Source organism: Leifsonia stereocauli (assembly GCF_038432415.1).
In the GTDB taxonomy this organism is placed as follows: Bacteria; Actinomycetota; Actinomycetes; order Actinomycetales; family Microbacteriaceae; genus Orlajensenia; species Orlajensenia stereocauli.
Genome location: NZ_JBCAUN010000003.1, coordinates 451,574 through 471,533 on the forward strand (window position 1 = coordinate 451,574; position 19,960 = coordinate 471,533).

General features: G+C 65.7%; 30 protein-coding genes. 28 read left to right on the plus strand and 2 right to left on the minus strand.

The genetic code is table 11. The features are described 5' to 3' along the window. Positions 1 to 132 precede the first annotated feature (132 nt). Both tuf and AADV74_RS16195 read left to right on the plus strand, forming a co-directional pair. On the plus strand, positions 133 to 1,326 hold the full coding sequence (gene tuf, locus AADV74_RS16190) for an elongation factor Tu (protein ID WP_056165721.1): 1,194 nt from the start codon (positions 133 to 135) through the stop codon (positions 1,324 to 1,326). 178 nt (positions 1,327 to 1,504) lie between these two features. Then, complete coding sequence (locus tag AADV74_RS16195) at positions 1,505 to 2,719, plus strand: acyltransferase family protein (protein WP_342116061.1); 1,215 nt, start codon at positions 1,505 to 1,507, stop codon at positions 2,717 to 2,719. A 39-nt stretch (positions 2,720 to 2,758) separates the two neighbouring features. Here the strand turns inward: AADV74_RS16195 and AADV74_RS16200 are convergent, their stop codons facing one another. Beyond that, positions 2,759 to 3,214: an OsmC family protein gene (locus AADV74_RS16200; protein WP_342116064.1), complete on the minus strand. Its 456-nt coding sequence runs from the start codon at positions 3,212 to 3,214 to the stop codon at positions 2,759 to 2,761. A gap of 40 nt (positions 3,215 to 3,254) precedes the next feature. Here AADV74_RS16200 and AADV74_RS16205 point away from each other — a divergent pair, with 40 nt between their 5' ends. From AADV74_RS16205 to map, 24 genes are all read left to right on the plus strand, one after another. Further along, entirely contained in the window at positions 3,255 to 3,959 is a 705-nt protein-coding gene (locus AADV74_RS16205) for a YoaK family protein (RefSeq protein ID WP_342116066.1), read from the plus strand. Positions 3,960 to 4,417: 458 nt separating this feature from the next. Then, on the plus strand, positions 4,418 to 4,726 hold the full coding sequence (gene rpsJ / locus AADV74_RS16210) for a 30S ribosomal protein S10 (RefSeq protein ID WP_055821380.1): 309 nt from the start codon (positions 4,418 to 4,420) through the stop codon (positions 4,724 to 4,726). 10 nt (positions 4,727 to 4,736) lie between these two features. Continuing rightward, entirely contained in the window at positions 4,737 to 5,393 is a 657-nt protein-coding gene (gene rplC, locus AADV74_RS16215; protein WP_055821377.1) for a 50S ribosomal protein L3, read from the plus strand. Positions 5,394 to 5,397: 4 nt separating this feature from the next. Continuing rightward, positions 5,398 to 6,057: a 50S ribosomal protein L4 gene (gene rplD / locus AADV74_RS16220; protein ID WP_342116070.1), complete on the plus strand. Its 660-nt coding sequence runs from the start codon at positions 5,398 to 5,400 to the stop codon at positions 6,055 to 6,057. Continuing rightward, positions 6,054 to 6,356, plus strand: coding sequence for a 50S ribosomal protein L23 (gene rplW / locus AADV74_RS16225; RefSeq protein WP_055821369.1), 303 nt, complete (start codon positions 6,054 to 6,056; stop codon positions 6,354 to 6,356). Before rplD ends, rplW begins: the two co-directional genes overlap by 4 nt. Before the next feature lie 17 nt (positions 6,357 to 6,373). Continuing rightward, positions 6,374 to 7,213 (plus strand): 50S ribosomal protein L2, encoded by an 840-nt coding sequence (gene rplB, locus AADV74_RS16230; protein WP_055907448.1) that lies wholly within the window; start codon positions 6,374 to 6,376, stop codon positions 7,211 to 7,213. Between the two features lie 12 nt (positions 7,214 to 7,225). Then, a complete protein-coding gene (gene rpsS, locus AADV74_RS16235; protein WP_055821365.1) occupies positions 7,226 to 7,507 on the plus strand; it encodes a 30S ribosomal protein S19 in 282 nt (93 codons plus the stop codon). A gap of 26 nt (positions 7,508 to 7,533) precedes the next feature. Beyond that, positions 7,534 to 7,899 carry a 50S ribosomal protein L22 gene (rplV, locus tag AADV74_RS16240; RefSeq protein WP_082467805.1) on the plus strand — a complete coding sequence of 122 codons (366 nt, stop codon included), beginning with the start codon at positions 7,534 to 7,536 and terminating at the stop codon, positions 7,897 to 7,899. Further along, positions 7,899 to 8,657, plus strand: coding sequence for a 30S ribosomal protein S3 (gene rpsC / locus AADV74_RS16245; RefSeq protein WP_055821362.1), 759 nt, complete (start codon positions 7,899 to 7,901; stop codon positions 8,655 to 8,657). The genes rplV and rpsC overlap by 1 nt, the downstream gene beginning before the upstream one ends. Beyond that, on the plus strand, positions 8,657 to 9,076 hold the full coding sequence (gene rplP, locus AADV74_RS16250; protein WP_056165737.1) for a 50S ribosomal protein L16: 420 nt from the start codon (positions 8,657 to 8,659) through the stop codon (positions 9,074 to 9,076). Before rpsC ends, rplP begins: the two co-directional genes overlap by 1 nt. Beyond that, a complete protein-coding gene (gene rpmC, locus AADV74_RS16255) occupies positions 9,076 to 9,399 on the plus strand; it encodes a 50S ribosomal protein L29 (protein WP_055821355.1) in 324 nt (107 codons plus the stop codon). Before rplP ends, rpmC begins: the two co-directional genes overlap by 1 nt. Before the next feature lie 2 nt (positions 9,400 to 9,401). After that, a complete protein-coding gene (rpsQ, locus tag AADV74_RS16260) occupies positions 9,402 to 9,710 on the plus strand; it encodes a 30S ribosomal protein S17 (RefSeq protein ID WP_055907435.1) in 309 nt (102 codons plus the stop codon). Between the two features lie 32 nt (positions 9,711 to 9,742). Further along, a complete protein-coding gene (gene rplN / locus AADV74_RS16265; protein ID WP_055821349.1) occupies positions 9,743 to 10,111 on the plus strand; it encodes a 50S ribosomal protein L14 in 369 nt (122 codons plus the stop codon). Between the two features lie 3 nt (positions 10,112 to 10,114). Next, positions 10,115 to 10,474, plus strand: a complete 360-nt coding sequence (rplX, locus tag AADV74_RS16270) for a 50S ribosomal protein L24 (RefSeq protein ID WP_342116090.1) — start codon at positions 10,115 to 10,117, stop codon at positions 10,472 to 10,474. Further along, positions 10,474 to 11,061, plus strand: coding sequence for a 50S ribosomal protein L5 (gene rplE, locus AADV74_RS16275; RefSeq protein ID WP_056165746.1), 588 nt, complete (start codon positions 10,474 to 10,476; stop codon positions 11,059 to 11,061). The genes rplX and rplE overlap by 1 nt, the downstream gene beginning before the upstream one ends. 148 nt (positions 11,062 to 11,209) lie before the next feature. Then, positions 11,210 to 11,608 carry a 30S ribosomal protein S8 gene (rpsH, locus tag AADV74_RS16280; protein ID WP_055821339.1) on the plus strand — a complete coding sequence of 133 codons (399 nt, stop codon included), beginning with the start codon at positions 11,210 to 11,212 and terminating at the stop codon, positions 11,606 to 11,608. A gap of 6 nt (positions 11,609 to 11,614) precedes the next feature. Beyond that, the gene (gene rplF, locus AADV74_RS16285) at positions 11,615 to 12,151 is read left to right on the plus strand and encodes a 50S ribosomal protein L6 (RefSeq protein ID WP_342116094.1); all 537 of its coding nucleotides are present in this window, start codon (positions 11,615 to 11,617) and stop codon (positions 12,149 to 12,151) included. Between the two features lie 2 nt (positions 12,152 to 12,153). Continuing rightward, positions 12,154 to 12,525 carry a 50S ribosomal protein L18 gene (gene rplR, locus AADV74_RS16290; RefSeq protein WP_055821334.1) on the plus strand — a complete coding sequence of 124 codons (372 nt, stop codon included), beginning with the start codon at positions 12,154 to 12,156 and terminating at the stop codon, positions 12,523 to 12,525. Between the two features lie 29 nt (positions 12,526 to 12,554). Further along, positions 12,555 to 13,223 carry a 30S ribosomal protein S5 gene (gene rpsE / locus AADV74_RS16295; protein WP_268765481.1) on the plus strand — a complete coding sequence of 223 codons (669 nt, stop codon included), beginning with the start codon at positions 12,555 to 12,557 and terminating at the stop codon, positions 13,221 to 13,223. Continuing rightward, positions 13,223 to 13,405 (plus strand): 50S ribosomal protein L30, encoded by a 183-nt coding sequence (gene rpmD / locus AADV74_RS16300; protein WP_183060650.1) that lies wholly within the window; start codon positions 13,223 to 13,225, stop codon positions 13,403 to 13,405. The genes rpsE and rpmD overlap by 1 nt, the downstream gene beginning before the upstream one ends. Further along, entirely contained in the window at positions 13,405 to 14,136 is a 732-nt protein-coding gene (gene rplO / locus AADV74_RS16305; RefSeq protein WP_342116106.1) for a 50S ribosomal protein L15, read from the plus strand. Before rpmD ends, rplO begins: the two co-directional genes overlap by 1 nt. A 109-nt stretch (positions 14,137 to 14,245) precedes the next feature. After that, on the plus strand, positions 14,246 to 15,568 hold the full coding sequence (gene secY, locus AADV74_RS16310) for a preprotein translocase subunit SecY (RefSeq protein ID WP_056165749.1): 1,323 nt from the start codon (positions 14,246 to 14,248) through the stop codon (positions 15,566 to 15,568). After that, complete coding sequence (locus AADV74_RS16315) at positions 15,565 to 16,197, plus strand: adenylate kinase (RefSeq protein WP_342116109.1); 633 nt, start codon at positions 15,565 to 15,567, stop codon at positions 16,195 to 16,197. The genes secY and AADV74_RS16315 overlap by 4 nt, the downstream gene beginning before the upstream one ends. Before the next feature lie 5 nt (positions 16,198 to 16,202). Beyond that, positions 16,203 to 17,033, plus strand: a complete 831-nt coding sequence (gene map / locus AADV74_RS16320) for a type I methionyl aminopeptidase (RefSeq protein ID WP_342116113.1) — start codon at positions 16,203 to 16,205, stop codon at positions 17,031 to 17,033. Between the two features lie 98 nt (positions 17,034 to 17,131). Here the strand turns inward: map and AADV74_RS16325 are convergent, their stop codons facing one another. Next, complete coding sequence (locus AADV74_RS16325) at positions 17,132 to 19,060, minus strand: BglG family transcription antiterminator (protein WP_342116116.1); 1,929 nt, start codon at positions 19,058 to 19,060, stop codon at positions 17,132 to 17,134. Positions 19,061 to 19,245: 185 nt separating this feature from the next. Here AADV74_RS16325 and AADV74_RS16330 point away from each other — a divergent pair, with 185 nt between their 5' ends. Beyond that, entirely contained in the window at positions 19,246 to 19,560 is a 315-nt protein-coding gene (locus AADV74_RS16330; protein WP_342116118.1) for a PTS sugar transporter subunit IIB, read from the plus strand. A 91-nt stretch (positions 19,561 to 19,651) separates the two neighbouring features. Beyond that, the gene (locus AADV74_RS16335) at positions 19,652 to 19,936 is read left to right on the plus strand and encodes an HPr family phosphocarrier protein (protein ID WP_342116121.1); all 285 of its coding nucleotides are present in this window, start codon (positions 19,652 to 19,654) and stop codon (positions 19,934 to 19,936) included. Positions 19,937 to 19,960: the final 24 nt, after the last annotated feature.

The window sequence follows — 19,960 nt, forward strand, 5'->3', positions numbered from 1 at the left end:
CGGCGCCGGGGGAGCCCAGCTCCCCCGGTTCACGCCCCGGTTGATGAAGTAACATGACAACACAAACCCCCGTAGAAACCGAGTGCAATCCAGCGCCCGGCGCTTCTACACGAGTCCTGAGGAGGACCCACAGTGGCTAAGGCCAAGTTCGAGCGGACCAAGCCGCACGTCAACATCGGAACGATCGGTCACGTCGACCACGGCAAGACCACGCTCACCGCCGCTATCTCGAAGGTGCTCGCGGACAAGTTCCCGTCTGCCACCAACGTGCAGCGCGACTTCGCGTCGATCGACTCCGCTCCCGAGGAGCGCCAGCGCGGCATCACGATCAACATCTCGCACGTCGAGTACGAGACGCCGAAGCGCCACTACGCGCACGTCGACGCTCCTGGTCACGCTGACTACATCAAGAACATGATCACCGGTGCTGCACAGATGGACGGCGCGATCCTCGTGGTCGCCGCCACCGACGGCCCGATGGCTCAGACGCGTGAGCACGTGCTGCTCGCCAAGCAGGTCGGCGTTCCCTACCTGCTCGTCGCGCTGAACAAGTCCGACATGGTCGACGACGAGGAGATCCTGGAGCTCGTCGAGCTCGAGGTTCGCGAGCTGCTCTCCAGCCAGGGCTTCGATGGCGACAACGCCCCCGTCGTCCAGGTCTCGGGCCTCAAGGCTCTCGAGGGTGACGAGAAGTGGGTCCAGTCGATCCTCACGCTCATGGACGCCGTCGACGAGTCCGTTCCGGACCCGATCCGCGACAAGGACAAGCCGTTCCTCATGCCCGTCGAGGACGTCTTCACGATCACCGGTCGTGGAACCGTCGTCACCGGCCGCGCCGAGCGCGGAACCCTCAAGATCAACTCCGAGGTCGAGATCGTCGGCATCCGCCCGACGCAGAAGACCACGGTCACTGGTATCGAGATGTTCCACAAGCAGCTCGACGAGGCATGGGCCGGCGAGAACTGTGGTCTGCTCCTCCGCGGCACCAAGCGCGAGGATGTCGAGCGCGGCCAGGTCGTCGTCAAGCCGGGTTCGGTCACGCCGCACACCGACTTCGAGGGCACCGCGTACATCCTGTCCAAGGATGAGGGTGGGCGTCACAACCCGTTCTACGCGAACTACCGTCCGCAGTTCTACTTCCGCACCACCGACGTCACCGGCGTCATCACGCTGCCCGAGGGCACCGAGATGGTCATGCCCGGCGACACCACCGACATGACGGTCGCGCTGATCCAGCCGATCGCCATGGAAGAGGGCCTCGGCTTCGCCATCCGTGAGGGTGGACGCACCGTGGGTGCCGGTACGGTCACCAGCATCATCAAGTAACACCGCTCATCGAGTAGCGCCGCGCAGCGCGACGCGCAGCGCGACGCGCATCGAGATGCACGGAAAAGGGTCGGGCCTTCGGGTCCGGCCCTTTTTCGCGGTTTCACGTCGAAGACGTTTGCGTGAGAGTCCTCCGCAACCCCTTGCGTTCGCATGGAGGCCGTGTTTGCGTGGGATCGTGCACAGTGAGAATGCGGTCAGGTCCGACCGAGCTCCGGCGCGCCCCGAGATCCAGGCGCTGCGTGCCCTCGCCGTCGGCGTCGTGGTGCTCTACCACTTCTGGCCGGCGCTGTCCCCGGCGGGTTATGTGGGCGTCGACGTCTTCTTCGTCGTCTCGGGGTTCCTGATCACGGGCATCCTGCTGCGGGATGCCGCCCAGACCGGTCGCATCCGCTTCGCCCGCTTCTACGGACGCCGCGTGCGCCGCATCCTGCCCTCAGCGCTGCTCGTGCTCGCAGTCACCTCGGTCATGACGGCCATCGTCGTTCCGCCGGCCGAGGCCGCGCGTTGGTTCCGCGAGATCCTGGCGAGCACGCTGTTCGTCGAGAACTGGGCGCAGTCCATCGAGTCGCAGCAGGCCGTGACGGCGGGCCTCCAGTCGACGCCGGTCCAGCACTACTGGTCGCTGTCGGTCGAGGAGCAGTTCTACCTCGTCTGGCCCCTCGTCATCCTCGCCGGAGTCTGGATCGCCTCACGCTTCGTTCGACCCCGGATGCAGGTCGTCGTCGGCCTGCTCGCCGCGGTGACGGCTCTCTCCTTCGTGACGTCCCTCGTCCTCGTCAGCATCGACAACAACCTGGCGTACTTCTCCACCCTCAGCCGGGCGTGGGAGTTCGGCATCGGCGGGCTGCTCGCCTGCGTTCCCGTCGTCGTGGGCCATGAGCGGCTGCGTGCGGCCACGTCCTGGCTCGGCCTCGCGCTGATCGTCGCATCCGTCTACATCGCAACCGATGTCGACGCCTTCCCGGGCCTGCTCGTGCTGATGCCCGTGCTCGGGGCGGCCGCCGTCATCTGGGCGGGCACTCCGGCCGTCTCGTGGTCAACCGGCCGCCTGGTGTCGTTCCCGCCGGTGCTCTGGGTCGGCGGCATCTCCTACGCGCTCTACCTCTGGCACTGGCCTGTGGTGCTGCTGACGCCGTACATCACGGGCCGGCCCAGTGAGGATCCGGTGATGCTGCTCCTGCTGGCCATCTCGCTGCTGCTGGCGTGGGGCACCACCAGGCTGCTCGAGGATCCCATCCGCTTCGGAGTCGCCGATCATCGCCTGCGCACGCGCACCATCATCGTGGGAGCTGCGGCGATGGGCGTCGCGCTCATCGGGACGTCGGCCGTGGCGGCGAACGCGCTCACCGAGCAGTCAGAGAACCTGGCCTGCAGCAGCGACTCCCCATGACCGTGTCCGCCCGTGCAGCGGCGGCTGACCGGGCGAGGCTCAGACCTCGGTGCCGTTGATCGTGGTCGACAGGTCGATGGCGCTGCCGACGCTCCTGGCGACGGTGCACGACTTCTCGATCGACCGCTCGATGAGGCTGATCAGCCGAGCCCGATCCTCGACACTCATCTCGTCGAGGCCGTCGATCACGATCTCCTCGTCGATCGCCTTGTACCGGTTCTCGTCCTCGTCGGAGGTGCCGTGAGCCCAGTACGTCGCCGTGAAGTCCTCGCCGAGTCGGCGGGCGATCACCGAGTCGGCACTCATGCCGGCGCATCCGGCCAGCGCCGCCTTCAGCAGCTCGCCCGGGGTGAAGGCGCCCTCGATGGCGACCGGACCTATCAGTACCGTCGAGCCCCGGTCATTGCGCCCCTCGAACGTGCGCTCGCCCACCCTCGTGGCCGAGACGCTGCCCGGTGCCACGCGCACTCCGGTCGGAATCCTGTCGTTCGTCATGCAACCGTCCCCACGTCATTCTGTCTGTACCGTTGAGCGTATGACGGATGCCGCGACCCAGCGACGCTTCGACGTCGCGTTCCTGCCGGCACTGCAGCTCCTCACCTTGTCGACCGGGGTCGTCGACGCCGTCAGCTACCTCGCCCTCGACAGGGTCTTCACCGGCAACATGACCGGGAACGTGCTCTTCATCGGATTCGCCCTGGCAGGCACCGGAACAACTCCCCTGCTCAACAACGTCGTCGCACTCGTCGGCTTCCTGATCGGGGCGCTCCTGTGCGCTCGCATCGTGCGCGGTCGAGTGCACGCCAGCCGCCTGCCGACGGCCAACCTCGTCGTCCTGCTCGGATCCGCCGCGTTGGCGTTGGTCCTCGGCATCGTCTGGCTCTCGGTGCACACGCTCGAGGGGGTGCTCCTGCTCGCTGTGACAGGCCTTCTGGCCATCGTCATGGGCGCGCAGGCCGCGAGCGTGCGCGCAACGGGCATCACCGACGTGACCACGATCGTGGTCACCTCGACTCTCGCCAACCTCGCTATCGACAGCCGACTGGCAGGGGGAACAGGCGACAAGTGGCGTCGTCGCCTCGGTGCAGTGCTCGCCATGGGACTCGGTGGCGCCGGGGGAGCGGTGCTCGTGCGGTTCACCGGGGGAGCCTCGGCGCTCGTCGTCGCGGCCGTGCTGATGCTCGTCGCCGTGGCCATGCTGCACGTCGCCCGCACCCGGGAAAGAGCCGCGGTCGGGTGACGCCCGTGGCCCGGAATCACGCCGAAGCTGGGAGTCCCCGGGGCGCGACACGCCCGGGCTTGCAGCATGGCTCTCAGTGTGGCAAACTCGACTAGTTCAGCATTTCGGATGACTGCGTGTTCGCGCGTCTTCGAATCACTGCCAGGCAGTGCATAACCTCCCTCCGGGATCAGGTTAGGCCGCGGGCAGCAGGACGGACTTAATCGACAATCACTGCGCAGGGTCTATCTCTGTGCCTCTTCCGGTCCAGGCCGGAGGCGTGGGAGTCGGTGACAGGCTCGCAGGGCGGGTCTGTCGACATCATCGGATGCACGTGTTCCGGTTGTGTGGACAGGCCCGGTCGGCGGCCGATTGACAGATAAACAGTGGTGCGACATACGTAGTGCTACGACGGCGTCCAATGCAGCCGGCTCGAGAGAGTCCGGATGTAAGACGCCTTGACAGAGAGAGAGTTCGACATGGCGGGACAGAAGATCCGCATTCGACTGAAGTCATACGACCACGAGGTCATCGACACCTCGGCGCGCAAGATCGTCGACACGGTCACCCGTGCTGGTGCAACCGTCGTCGGCCCCGTGCCGCTTCCGACGGAGAAGAACGTGATCTGCGTGATCCGTTCCCCCCACAAGTACAAGGACAGCCGCGAGCACTTCGAGATGCGCACCCACAAGCGCCTCATCGACATCATCGACCCGACGCCCAAGGCTGTCGACTCGCTGATGCGCCTCGACCTTCCGGCCGATGTCAACATCGAGATCAAGCTCTAAGGGAACGACCATGTCTACTGCTAACAAGACCAGCAAGGGTCTGCTCGGCACGAAGCTTGGCATGACCCAGGTGTGGGACGAGAACAACAAGCTCATCCCCGTCACCGTCATCGAGATCACGCCCAACGTGGTCACCCAGATTCGTACCGCAGAGGTCGACGGCTACAGCGCCGTGCAGATCGCCGCAGGCCAGATCGACCCGCGCAAGGTGACCAAGCCTGCCGCCGGTCACTTCGACAAGGCCGGAGTCACCCCGCGTCGTCACCTCACCGAGGTGCGCACGGCTGACGCCGCCGACTACACCCTCGGCCAGGAGCTCACCGCTGAAGGTGTGTTCGAGGCCGGACAGCTCGTCGACGTCGTCGGCACGAGCAAGGGTAAGGGCACCGCCGGTGTCATGAAGCGCCACAACTTCAAGGGTGTCTCCGCTTCGCACGGTTCGCACCGCAACCACCGCAAGCCGGGCTCCATCGGCGCCTCCTCGACCCCCAGCCGTGTCTTCAAGGGCATGCGCATGGCCGGTCGCATGGGTGCCGAGCGCGTCACCGTCATGAACCTCAAGGTTCAGGCGATCGACGCCGAGAAGGGCCTCATCCTGGTCAAGGGTGCCGTTCCCGGCGCTCGTGGCCGCCTCGTTTTCGTCCGCACCGCAGTGAAGGGGGCGTAACCACATGGCTACCGCTACCAACACCGTCGACGTCGTCGACGTGACTGGAAAGAAGTCCGGCACCGTCGAGCTCCCCGCTGAGCTCTTCGACGTGCAGACCAACGTCCCGCTCATCCACCAGGTCGTCGTGGCACAGCTTGCAGCTGCTCGCCAGGGCACGCACAAGGTGAAGAGCCGTGGCGAGGTCTCCGGCGCCGGCCGCAAGCCGTTCAAGCAGAAGGGAACCGGTCGCGCTCGTCAGGGCTCGATCCGCGCCCCTCAGATGACCGGTGGTGGAATCGTCCACGGACCGACCCCCCGCGACTACTCGCAGCGCACCCCCAAGAAGATGATCGCCGCAGCCCTGCTCGGTGCTCTCTCGGACCGCGCTCGTGGTGCCCGCGTGCACGTCGTCGAGTCGCTCACCCTCGGTGAGACCCCGAAGACCAAGGCCGTCATCGCCCTGCTCGACCAGATCGCCACGTCGAAGCACGTTCTCATCGTGCTCTCGCGCGGTGACGAGCAGGCTCTCAAGGCTGTGCGCAACATCCCGACCGTGCACACCCTCACGGCCGACCAGCTGAACGCCTACGACGTCCTCGTCTCCGACGACATCGTCTTCACCAAGGCTGCTCTGGACTCGTTCATCGCAGCCAAGACCAAGAAGGTTGAGGTCTCCGCATGAGCGCCGCCCACAACAAGGACCCGCGCGATGTCATCATCTCGCCGGTCGTCTCGGAGAAGAGCTACGGCCTGATCGACGAGGGCAAGTACACGTTCATCGTGGACCCGCGCTCGAACAAGACCGAGATCAAGCTCGCCATCGAGAAGATCTTCAACGTTCAGGTCGCTTCGATCAACACGCTCAACCGTGTTGGCAAGACCCGCCGCACCAAGTTCGGTATGGGCAAGCGCAAGGACACCAAGCGTGCCATCGTCACGCTCAAGTCCGGTTCCATCGACATCTTCACGGCTGTCGGCTAGGGAGCAGAGGAATAACTATGGCTATTCGTAAGTACAAGCCCACGACGCCGGGTCGCCGCGGTTCGTCTGTTGCGGACTTCGCAGAGATCACCCGCTCGACCCCCGAGAAGTCGCTGCTTCGCCCGCTGCCCAAGACCGGTGGACGTAACAACCAGGGTCGCATCACGACCCGTCACATCGGTGGTGGCCACAAGCGCCAGTACCGCGTGATCGACTTCAAGCGCAACGACAAGGACGGCGTGCCGGCCAAGGTCGCTCACATCGAGTACGACCCCAACCGCACCGCCCGTATCGCGCTGCTGCACTTCGCAGACGGCACCAAGCGCTACATCCTGGCTCCGAACAAGCTCGCCCAGGGCGACATGATCGAGTCGGGCGCAAGCGCTGACATCAAGCCGGGCAACAACCTCCCGCTGAAGAACATCCCCACGGGTACCGTCATCCACGCCATCGAGCTCCGTCCCGGTGGCGGCGCGAAGATGGCCCGTTCGGCCGGCGCCTCCGTGCGTCTCGTCGCCAAGGATGGCCCCTACGCCCAGCTGCGTCTCCCCTCGGGTGAGATCCGCAACGTGGATGCGCGCTGCCGCGCCACGATCGGCGAGGTCGGCAACGCCGAGCAGTCGAACATCAACTGGGGCAAGGCCGGCCGCATGCGCTGGAAGGGCGTTCGCCCGACCGTGCGTGGTGTCGCCATGAACCCTGTCGACCACCCGCACGGTGGTGGTGAGGGCAAGACCTCCGGTGGACGTCACCCGGTCAGCCCCTGGGGACAGAAGGAAGGCCGCACACGCAAGCGCAACCTTCCCAGCGACCAGCTCATTGTCCGTCGACGCAACGTCGGCAAGAAGCGTAAGTAGGAGTTGTAGAAGATGCCACGCAGTCTCAAGAAGGGCCCCTTCGTCGATGACCACCTGCTTCGCAAGGTGATCTCGGCCAACGAGGCCAACAGCAAGAACGTGATCAAGACCTGGTCGCGCCGCTCGATGATCATCCCGGCCATGCTGGGTCACACCATCGCGGTGCACGACGGTCGCAAGCACATCCCGGTGTTCGTCACCGAGACCATGGTCGGGCACAAGCTCGGCGAGTTCGCGCCCACCCGCACCTTCCGTGGACACGTGAAGGACGACAAGAAGGGCCGTCGCCGCTAACGCGGTGACGTGAAGGAGGAGAAGAAATGGTGGAGTCGATCGCACGCGTGCGACACATCCGCGTCACCCCCCAGAAGGCTCGTCGCGTCGTCAACCTCATCCGCGGAAAGCAGGCTCAGGAGGCACTCGCCATCCTGAAGTTCGCCCCGCAGGGTGCAAGTGAGCCCGTGTACAAGCTGGTTGCCTCGGCAATCGCGAATGCGCGAGTCAAGGCCGACGCCTCGAACACCTACCTGGACGAGCAGGACCTGTACATCGCCAAGGCATTCGTCGACGAGGGTGCAACCCTCAAGCGTTTCCAGCCGCGTGCCCAGGGCCGTGCATTCCAGATTTTGAAGCGCACCAGCCACATCACTGTTGTGCTCGCCACTCCTGAGGAGGGTACGAAGTAATGGGTCAGAAGGTAAACCCCTACGGTTTCCGTCTGGGAATCACGACCGACCACGTGTCGCGTTGGTTCTCCGACTCGACCAAGCCGGGTCAGCGCTATAGCGACTACATCGCTGAGGACATCAAGATCCGTCGTCTGCTGCAGACCTCGCTCGACCGCGCGGGAGTCTCGCGCATCGAGATCGAGCGCACCCGTGACCGAGTGCGTGTGGACATCCACACCGCTCGCCCGGGCATCGTCATCGGCCGGCGTGGAGCAGAGGCCGAGCGCATCCGCGCCGACCTCGAGAAGCTCACCGCCAAGCAGATCCAGCTGAACATCCTCGAGGTCAAGAACCCCGAGGCTGACGCTCAGCTGGTCGCGCAGGGCATCGCCGAGCAGCTCTCCGCACGTGTGGCCTTCCGCCGCGCGATGCGCAAGGGTCTGCAGGGCGCCCAGCGCACCCCGTCCGTCAAGGGTGTCCGCATCCAGGTCTCCGGCCGCCTCGGCGGCGCTGAGATGAGCCGTTCGGAGTTCTACCGCGAAGGCCGTGTGCCGCTGCACACGCTCCGCGCGAACATCGACTACGGCTTCTACGAGGCGAAGACCACCTTCGGCCGCATCGGCGTGAAGGTCTGGATCTACAAGGGCGACATCACCAACAAGGAACTCGCTCGCGAGCAGGCGAACCAGAAGTCGTCGCGCCCCGAGCGTCGTGACGACCGCCCCCGCCGCGCACCGCGCGCTGAGGCTCCGGTCGCGGAAGGAGCGTCGGCATAATGTTGATTCCCCGTCGAGTCAAGCACCGTAAGCAGCACCACCCCGGCCGTTCCGGCCAGGCCACCGGTGGTACCAAGGTCACCTTCGGTGAGTACGGTATCCAGGCCCTGACCTCCGCCTACGTGACCAACCGTCAGATCGAGTCCGCTCGTATCGCGATGACGCGTCACATCAAGCGCGGTGGAAAGGTGTGGATCAACATCTACCCCGACCGCCCGCTCACCAAGAAGCCTGCCGAGACCCGCATGGGTTCCGGTAAGGGTTCGCCCGAGTGGTGGGTCGCTAACGTCAAGCCGGGTCGAGTCCTCTTCGAGGTCTCCGGCGTCTCCGAGGAACTCGCTCGTGAGGCCATGACCCGTGCAATCCACAAGCTGCCTCTCAAGGCACGCATCATCAAGCGCGAGGAGGGCGACGCATAATGGCGATCGGATCCAAGGAGCTCGCCTCAGTCGAGCTCGACACCTACGACGACGAGCGTCTCGTAGAAGAGCTGAAGAAGAGCAAGGAAGAGCTGTTCAACCTGCGCTTCCAGTCGGCCACCGGCCAGCTCGAGAGCCACGGCCGCCTGCGTGCGGTCAAGCGCGACATTGCTCGCATCTACACGGTCATCCGTGAGCGGGAGCTCGGCATTCGTGCCACTCCCGCACCGGTCGAGGTTCCCGCCAAGGCTGAGAAGAAGAGCGCCAAGAAGGCCAAGGCGACCGACGAGGTCACCGAGGCTGCAGAGACGAAGGAGGCCTAGTCATGGCTGAGACCAAGAAGGCCGCAGCTGCGGTCGAGGTCGCCGAGACGGCTGAGCTCGTTCGCGGCTACCGCAAGACCCGTCGTGGCTACGTCACGAGCGACAAGATGGAGAAGACCATCGTCGTCGAGGTCGAGGACCGCGTGAAGCACCCGCTGTACGGCAAGGTCATCCGCCGCACCTCCAAGGTGAAGGCGCACGACGAGCTCAACACGGCCGGCATCGGCGACCTCGTCCTCATCAGCGAGACCCGTCCCCTCAGCGCCTCCAAGCGCTGGCGCCTGGTCGAGATCCTCGAGAAGGCCAAGTAAGCCTCGGGCTTGCTTGATAGAAGGAGTTAGAAGTGCTTCAGCAGGAATCACGCCTCAAGGTCGCCGACAACACCGGCGCCAAGGAGCTGCTCACCATCCGCGTTCTCGGTGGATCCAAGCGTCGCTACGCCGGCCTCGGTGACGTCATCGTCGCCACGGTGAAGGATGCAATCCCCGGCGGAAACGTGAAGAAGGGTGACGTCGTCAAGGCCGTCATCGTCCGCACCAAGAAGAACACCCGTCGCGCCGACGGGTCGTACATCAAGTTCGATGAGAACGCTGCAGTGATCTTGAAGAATGACGGAGACCCCCGTGGTACCCGCATCTTCGGACCGGTCGGTCGCGAGCTTCGCGACAAGAAGTTCATGAAGATCATCTCGCTGGCGCCGGAGGTCATCTAAATCATGGCGAACATCAAGAAGGGTGACCTCGTGCAGGTCATCTCGGGACGCAGCCAGGCTCGCGGCGGAGATCGCGGCAAGCAGGGCAAGGTCATCGAGGTGCAGGTCGAGAAGAACCGCGTCATCGTCGAGGGCGTCAACTTCGTGACCAAGCACGTGCGCGTCGGACAGACGCAGCGTGGCACGAAGACCGGCGGCATCGAGACGCACGAGGCTCCGATCCACGTGTCGAACGTCGCGATCGTCGACCCCGAGACCAAGAAGCCGACCCGCGTCGGCTTCCGCATGGAAGAAGTAACGAAGGACGGCGTCACCAAGACGGTCCGCATCCGTTACGCCAAGAAGTCAGGTAAGGACCTGTAATGACTGAAACTGCCGTGGGAACTGGCAAAATCCAGCCCCGCCTCAAGCAGCGCTACCGCACCGAGATCGCGGCCGAGCTCACCAAGGAGAACGGGTACACGAACGTGCACCAGGTTCCCGGCCTGGTGAAGATCGTCGTGAACATGGGTGTCGGCGAGGCCGCTCGTGATGGCAAGGTCATCGACGGTGCGGTCGCAGACCTCACCAAGATCACCGGCCAGAAGCCGCAGGTCACGAAGGCCCGCAAGTCGATCGCCCAGTTCAAGCTTCGCGAGGGTCAGCCCATCGGCGCCCACGTCACGCTTCGCGGCGACCGCATGTGGGAGTTCCTCGACCGTCTGCTCTCGCTCGCACTGCCCCGTATCCGCGACTTCCGCGGCCTCTCGGACAAGCAGTTCGACGGAACCGGCAATTACACCTTCGGTCTTCAGGAGCAGAGCGTCTTCCACGAGATCGACCAGGACAAGATCGACCGCGTTCGCGGCATGGACATCACGATCGTGACGACTGCCAAGAGCGACGACGAGGGCCGCGCGCTGCTCAAGCAGCTCGGCTTCCCGTTCAAGACGGCCGAGAACCAGCAGTAGACTGTTCGGTTGGTTCGCCTTCCGCCTTCGGGCGGGAGGCGGGCCCATCGGAATACCGGGGTCAGGCAGTCGCCGGGCCCCCAACACCACAGGTCGACTTCCGTGTAACGGATGCTCGAAACCTGGTGAATAGAAGGATAAACATCACATGACGATGACAGATCCGGTCGCAGACATGCTGACCAGACTGCGCAACGCGAACTCGGCACACCACGACACCGTGTCGATGCCGCACTCCAAGCTCAAGTCGCACATTGCCGAGATCCTCCAGCGCGAGGGTTACATCGCCGGCTTCGACGTCGCCGACGCACGCGTCGGTCAGACGCTCACCCTGAACCTCAAGTTCGGCCCCAACCGCGAGCGGTCCATCGCAGGCATCAAGCGCGTCTCGAAGCCCGGCCTCCGCGTGTACGCGAAGTCCACCGAGATCCCCAAGGTGCTCGGCGGCCTCGGCGTTGCCATCCTGTCCACCTCCAGCGGTCTGCTCACCGACCGCCAGGCCGAGAAGAAGGGCGTAGGCGGAGAAGTCCTCGCCTACGTGTGGTAATCCGACATGTCACGTATCGGTCGACTTCCCATTGACATCCCCGCCGGCGTCACCGTGACGATCGACGGTCAGGACGTCTCGGTCAAGGGCCCGAAGGGCGAGCTCGCGCTCACCATCGCCGCCCCGATCGAGGCCACGGTCGAGGAGAACCAGGTTCTCGTCACCCGTCCCGACGACGAGCGCGCATCGCGTTCGCTCCACGGACTCACTCGTACCCTCATCAACAACCAGATCATCGGCGTCACCGCGGGCTACTCCAAGGGACTCGAGATCGTCGGTACCGGTTACCGCGTCGCCCAGAAGGGTGCCTCTCTCGAGCTGGCGCTCGGCTTCTCGCACCCCGTCACCGTCGAGGCCCCTGCCGGCATCACGTTGACCGTCGAGGGCAACAACAAGATCACCGTCGCGGGTATCGACAAGCAGGCCGTCGGTGAGACCGCTGCGAACATCCGCAAGATCAAGAAGCCGGAGCCCTACAAGGGCAAGGGCATCCGCTATGCCGGTGAGGTCGTTCGCCGTAAGGCCGGAAAGGCTGGTAAGTAATCATGGCTCTTGGAACAAGAGGCAAGAGCAAGTCGGCTGCGCGTTCGCGCCGCCACACCCGTCTGCGCAAGAAGGTCGTCGGCTCCGAGCTGCGTCCGCGTCTCGTCGTGACCCGCTCAGCGCGTCACGTCTTCGTCCAGGTCGTCGACGACAGCAAGGGCTTCACCCTTGCGTCGGCATCGACCATGGAGGCGGACCTCCGTACGTTCGACGGTGACAAGACCGCCAAGGCCCGCAAGGTCGGCGAGCTCGTCGCCGAGCGTGCCAAGGCTGCCGGTGTCGAGGCCGTCGTATTCGACCGTGGTGGAAGCAAGTACGCGGGTCGCGTCGCTGCTATCGCCGATGGAGCGCGAGAGGCAGGGCTCAACCTGTGAGCGAGAACACCCCCAACAAGGAGCAAGAAGTGACCGCAGAGGCACCGGTGGAAACCGCTGCATCGACGGAGACCGCACAGGCAGAGCCTCGTGAGGCTCGCCGTGGTGGCCGTGAGCGCAACCCGAACCGTGACCGCGGAAGCCGCGACGCCGAGAAGAGCCAGTTCCTCGAGCGCGTCGTGACCATCAACCGTGTGTCCAAGGTCGTCAAGGGTGGACGTCGCTTCAGCTTCACCGCCCTCGTCGTCGTCGGTGACGGCAACGGACTCGTCGGCGTCGGCTACGGCAAGGCCCGCGAGGTCCCGACCGCCATCTCGAAGGGCGTCGAGGAGGCGAAGAAGAACTTCTTCCGCGTTCCCCGCGTCGGCAGCACCATCCCGCACCCCGTGCAGGGTGAGGCAGCCGCCGGTGTCGTCCTCCTGCGTCCGGCCGGTGCCGGTACCGGTGTTATCGCCGGTGGCCCCGTCCGCGCCGTTCTCGAGTGCGCCGGTATCCACGACGTGCTGAGCAAGTCGCTCGGTTCGTCGAACACGATCAACATCGTGCACGCCACCGTCGAGGCACTCAAGCAGCTCGAAGAGCCGCGTGCGGTTGCCGCTCGTCGTGGCCTCGACTACGACCAGGTCGCTCCGGCTCGTCTGCTCCGCGCAGAGGCGCAGGCTGCCGAGGCTGCCGCAGCAGTGAAGGCAGGTGCCTGATGGCCCAGCTCAAGGTCACGCAGATCAAGTCCAAAGTTAGTGAAAAGCAGTACCAGCGCGACACGCTTCGCAGCCTGGGACTCAAGCGCATCGGTCAGTCCGTCGTTCGTGAGGACACTCCTCAGAACCGTGGCTACGTCAAGACCGTCGCTCACCTGGTGAAGGTTGAGGAGATCGACTAATGGCTGAGGCCAAGGAAACCGAGAAGGACGCCGTCAAGGCTCCTGCCAAGAAGGCTGCAGCCCCCAAGGCTGCTGCTGAGAAGGCACCCGCCAAGAAGGCCGCTGCTCCCAAGGCTGCTGCTGCCGACAAGGCTCCGGCCAAGAAGGCTGCTGCACCGAAGGCTGCTGCTGCCGACAACGCTCCGGCCAAGAAGGCGGCCCCCAAGGCCGCCGGCGCCGACAAGGCTGCTGCAGACAAGGCCCCGGCCACTGCTGCCAAGCCCAAGGCCAAGGCCGAGCCGACCGAGGCCCGCGAGCAGGTCCTCAAGGTGCACCACCTGCGCCCTGCTCCCGGTGCCAAGAAGGCCAAGACCCGCGTGGGTCGCGGTGAGGGCTCCAAGGGTAAGACCGCTGGTCGCGGTACCAAGGGTACGAAGGCGCGCTACACCGTGCGCATCGGATTCGAGGGTGGCCAGATGCCCCTCCACATGCGCACTCCCAAGCTGCGCGGCTTCAAGAACCCCTTCCGCGTCGAGTACCAGGTCGTCAACCTGGAGAAGCTCGCCGAGCTCTACCCGAAGGGCGGCGACGTCACCGTCACCGACCTCGTGGCCAAGGGCGCCGTTCGCAAGAACGAGAAGGTCAAGGTTCTCGGCAGCGGTGACATCGCTGTCAAGCTGAACGTCACGGTCGACAAGGTCTCCGGCTCCGCTGAGCAGAAGATCGTCGCCGCCGGCGGGTCGGTCAAGTAGTACCTGCATCTGTCTGAATCGAGCCTGTCGAGATCAGTCCTCATCACGAGGCGGTCTCGGCAGGCTCGATTCGCAGGTAGGCTGACTTCACACCACACCAGGAGGCTTTGTGTTTAGCGCCATCGCGCGGATCTTCCGCACGCCCGACCTTCGTCGCAAGATCGGGTTCACTCTGGGCATCGTCGCCCTCTTCCGCCTGGGATCTTTCATTCCGGCTCCGTTCGTCGACTTCGGCAACGTGCAGGCCTGCCTCGCGGCCAACCAGGGCACCAGCGGCCTCTACGAGCTGGTGAACCTGTTCAGTGGTGGCGCGCTCCTGCAGCTCTCCGTCTTCGCGCTGGGCATCATGCCGTACATCACGGCCTCGATCATCGTGCAGCTCCTGCGCGTGGTCATCCCTCACTTCGAGACCCTCTACAAGGAGGGCCAGTCCGGTCAGGCGAAGCTGACGCAGTACACGCGTTACCTCACCATCGCCCTCGGTGTGCTGCAGTCCACGACGCTCATCACCGTGGCCCGCTCGGGTGCGCTGTTCGGCACCTCGGCCAGCCCCGAGTGCACGCAGCTCATCACGAACGACGCCTGGTACGCGATCATGCTCATGGTCATCACCATGACGGCCGGAACCGGCCTCATCATGTGGATGGGTGAGCTCATCACCGAGCGCGGCATCGGCAACGGCATGTCGCTGCTCATCTTCACGTCGATCGCCGCCCGCTTCCCGGGCTCGCTGGGCTCGATCCTCCAGGCCAAGGGCTTCAACGTGTTCGCCCTGGTGCTGGCGGTGAGCCTGCTCGTCGTGCTGGCGGTGGTGTTCGTCGAACAGTCGCAGCGACGCGTCCCGGTGCAATACGCCAAGCGGATGGTCGGCAGGCGCACCTACGGCGGCAACAACACGTACATCCCGATCAAGGTCAACATGGCCGGCGTCGTTCCTGTGATCTTCGCCTCGTCGCTGCTGTACCTGCCCGCGTTGATCGCGCAGTTCAACCAGCCCGCCGCCGGCGAGACCGCCCAGCCGTGGGTGCTCTGGATCACGAACTACCTCACCAAGGGCGATCACCCGCTCTACATGCTGTTGTACTTCCTCCTCATCGTCGGGTTCACGTACTTCTACGTCGCGATCACCTTCAACCCCGAAGAGGTCGCCGACAACATGAAGAAGTACGGCGGGTTCATCCCCGGCATCCGCGCCGGTCGCCCGACGGCCGAGTACCTCGACTTCGTGCTGACCCGTATCACTCTTCCCGGTGCGTTCTACCTCGGTGCGATCGCGCTGCTGCCACTGATCGCCTTCAGCGCGTTCGGTGCCGATCAGAACTTCCCGTTCGGTGGAGCATCCGTGCTCATCATCGTCGGCGTCGGTCTCGAGACGGTCAAGCAGATCGACTCGCAGCTGCAGCAGCGTCACTACGAGGGCCTGCTCCGATGACCGGGGCCACGGCCAACCAGGTCCGCGGCGCTCGACTCCTGATCGTCGGTCCTCCCGGGGCCGGCAAGGGCACGCAGGCGAAGCGCATCGGTGAGACGTTCAGCATCCCCGACGTCTCGACGGGCGACATCTTCCGTTACCACATCAAGAACCAGACGCCCCTGGGCGTTCGGGTCAAGGAGATCGTGGACGCGGGCGACTACGTTCCCGACGAACTCACCAACGAGATCGTCACGGAACGGCTCGCCGAGGAGGATGCCCGCAACGGCTTCCTGCTCGACGGCTACCCGCGCACGGTCGATCAGGTCGGCTACCTCGACAACCTGCTCGCAGAGCAGGGTCGTCCGCTCGAGGCCGTCATCCGCCTCGTCGCCGACCAGGACGAGATCGTGGCCCGCCTCACCAAGCGCGCCACCGAGCAGGGTCGGGTCGACGACTCCGAGGCGGCCATCAGGCACCGCCAGGAGGTCTACACCCGCGAGACAGCTCCGCTCGTCGACATCTACCGCGACCGCGGCCTGCTGATCGACGTCGACGGACTCGGGTCGCCCGACGAGGTCGGTGACCGCGTCGCCCTCGCCCTCGCGGCCTTCGGAATCGGCGAGCTCGACTCCGCGGTGGCGAACTGACCCGCATGGGCTTCCGCCGTTCGATCTACAAGTCGCCGGCCGAGTTGCGGTCGATGCAGGCGCCCGGCCTGCTCACAGCGTCGGCGTTGGCCGCCGTGCGTCGGGCGATCCGTCCGGGCATCACCCCGCTCGAGCTCGACGCCATCGCCGAGAAGACGATCCGCGACGGCGGCGGCATCCCGAACTTCCAGCTCGTGCCCGGGTACTCCCACACGCTCTGCGTCTCGGTGAACGCCGACGTCGTCCACGGCATCCCGAGCACCGTCCCCATCGCGCCTGGAGACATCGTCTCGGTCGACGCCGGAGCCGAGATCGCGGGCTGGAACGGTGATTCCGCCTTCACCGTCGTGGTGCCGGATGCCACGAACGCCGAGCTCGTCGCCTCCAGGACCCGACTCTCGGACGTGACGGAGCTCTCGCTCTGGCACGGCATCGCGGCCCTGGCTCGCGCGAAGCACCTCAACGAGGTCGGCGACGCCGTGCAGCGCTACGTCGAGTCGCAGGGCGATTACGGCATCCTGACCGACTACGTCGGGCACGGCATCGGACGCACGATGCACGAGGATCCGCCGGTGTTCAACTACCGGGTGCGCCAGAAGGGGCCAGACGTGAAGCCTGGGCTCGTGGTCGCCATCGAGCCGATGATCGTCGAAGGCTCCATCGACACCATCGTGCAGGACGACGACTGGACCGTCACGACGGAGGACGGCCTCGACGCCGCGCACTGGGAGCACACCATCGCCGTTCACGCCGGTGGTGTCTGGGTGCTCACGGCCGAGGACGGCGGGGCAGCCGGTCTTGCTCCGCTCGGCGTGGTGCCGGTTCCGATCCCGTAGTCGAGATCGTTCGCTGAGCCCTGGACGGAGTCCGCGGGCGAAGCGCCGTCGGCTGTGCTTCGGGCGGTCGCTGCGCTCGGCCCTCTGCGAGCGGAAGCTCACGCCAATGCGTGCACCAGTTCCTCGATGAATGACGGGTAGTCGCGCGCGTTGCGCAGCAGCCTGTGCACGGAATCGTGCTCGGAGAACACCTCGACGAACTGATCGAACACGTCCTGGAAGCTCGACCTGTCGCTCTCGCTGAACGCGATGAAGGCGACGACGTTCACGCGGGCACCGTTCCAGTCGATGGGGGCGTCGCTCAGCACGATCGCGATCGACGTGCGCCGGGCGGTCATCGCCAGGGCATGCGGTACGGCGAGCGTGTCGGTGAAAGCCGTCGATGAGAGGCGTTCGCGCTCGATCGCCCCGGTGATGTACGCGTCGTCGATGATGCCGAGGTCGCGCATCCGCTCGCCGAGGAGTCGGATCATCGCCTCCTCGTCGGCCACCACGACGTCGCGGAGGAACAGCTCCGGCTGGAAGTAGCGCTCGAGTTCGACGGCCAGCCGAGCACGACGACGGTGCCGTCGGATGCGGCTCACGGCCGCGCGCACGCGCTCGATGTCGCCGTCGGTGAGGAATGGCGCGATGACGATCACCCGCTCATCGGGCACCGGCGGCTCGACCGTTGAGATGACGATGTCGCCCGGGAGTGCTCGCCAGTCGACGTCGGTGCGCGTCACGACGCTCTGCACGTCGAGGTCGCTGCCGACGGCTGAATCGATGCGGGCGAGCACAGTGAGATGCAGCTCGTAGTACGAGGGGGAGACGATCGAGCAGGCGACCAGGTCGTCATCCACCCGTCGGCGTTGTTCCACCAACGCTCCCACGTGCATGGCGATGTACGCGATCTCGTCCTCGTTGATGCTGATGCCGCGGCTCGTCTGCAGCTCGTTCGCGATATAGACCGCCAGCTCGTACGTGAGCGGATATCCCGCCTTGATCGAGCGGGTCAGAGGGTTGCGCGCGTAGGAGAGGTCGTTCGCGCGCGCGACCAGGTTGCGCACGTGCAGGGCGAGCCTGGTGAGGAACTCGTCGTCGTCGAGGTCGATGAGGAACTCGCGGCCGGCCTGCACAGCGATCCGGCGGAGCTCGGCGAGGTCGTCGGCATCGAGCAGGTCGTCGCGGCGAGCGTCGGGTCCGACCTGAGCGGGCGTCGCGACCCTGGTCTCGACGAGATAGCCGAGGTAGGCGACATCCTCGGCGCCGAGTCGTACGTCGAAGTGCCGCACGACGAGGGCGTCGACGACCGAGGCGACGCCGCTGTCAGCGGCATCCGTCGTCGTCTCGCCGTCCGGCTGCAGCGAGTGGTGCCGACGCACCCTGTCGACGGCGATCGCTATGTGCAGCAGCACGTTGCTCAGGCCGTACTCGTTCACGGCGGCGCCGCGCCGGCTCAGCTCTGCGATGAGATCGGTCTTGAACTCGGCCAGACCCTCGGTGGGGAACTCGCGCTGGATGGCCGCGAGTTCGAGCATGCCGCGCGCGGACTCCTCGCGGAAGAGCGTGCCGAGCAGACGCCGTCGGGCCGACTCGGTCCCATCGAGCACGAGATTGCCGCTACTCCGATGCAGCGACAGTCCCGTGCCGTCGAGGCGCGCCCGCACGCGGGTGAGATCGCCCTCGAGCGTCGACTCGCTCACGTGCAGTTCAGCTGCCGTCGCGTAGGCGTCCAGGCCGGTCGGAGCGTCGACGAGGCGGCGCAGCAGACGCGTGGCACGCGCTGTGGGGCCGCCCGACTCCTCGGCGGTCGATTCCCCGGCTCCGGATGCCGCCCGCCAGCGCGCGTACTCTGCGCGGTCGAGCCGATAACCGGCTGAGCCCGATCGCAGGGGTTCGAACGGTGCCGCCTCGGTCTTCACCGCGGTGACGTAGCTGCGCACGCTGCGCGCCGTGACGCCGAGCTGATCCCCCAGCTCCGCGGCCGTGAACCAGCGGTCGGCACGCGCGAGCAGGTCGAGCAGCTGCTCCCGTCTATCGCTCACGCCGTGGGTCCCTTCGCGTGCCCTCAGCTCCGAGGGCACTGTGCGCATCACGACGAGTCAAGCATCTCCCGTGACGTGAGCGGGCCGATCCGGCCAGATTTCCGCCGGGGCGGAAGAAAACGTGTTGGCCGATGCGCCCGGCCGGAGGCCACACTGGTGGACAGTCGAGCGAAGGAGCCGGATCAGTGAAGATCCTCGTCGTGTGTGGAGCAGGGGCATCGAGCTCCTTCGTGGCCCACCGCATCCGTCGTCTCGCTCGCGAACGGGGTCTCGAGATCGTCGTCTCTCCCACGAGCGACTCGGGCCTCGAGGATTCGGCACAGGATGCGGCCGTCGTCCTGCTGGGAGCCCACCTCGCCACTCAGGCCGATGCCATACGCGCCCGCCTCGCCGAGATCGGCGACGCGAGCGTCGTCGTGCTCCCCGAGGCCGCCTTCACAGACCAGTCGGGGGCCATCGCCCTCGACAGTGCACTCGACGCGGTCGGAATCCGTCCGTGACCGGCCGCGTCGATCCCATCTGCGTGGTGCCCGTGCACCCCGGACAGTATGGTGGGGTTGAGAACGGACGCCAGCGACGGAGGCCGGACACATGGAAGACACCGACACCACTGCGACTCGCAGCGTGCGAATCGGATCGGAGCACGGGCTGCACGCGCGTCCCGCGAAACTCTTCACTCAGGCCGTCGGGGGATCCGGGGCGAAGGTCACGATCGCCAAGGGCGACGGAAAGCCCGTCAATGCGGCGAGCATCCTCGCCGTCATCGCCCTGGGAATCGATCACGGCGACGAGGTCACCGTCGCGGTCGACGGAGATGATGCCGCAGCGGTCCTCGACCGCCTCGTCGATCTTCTCGTCACCGATCACGACAGCTGATCGCCCCGCGCGGGCGTCCTCCCG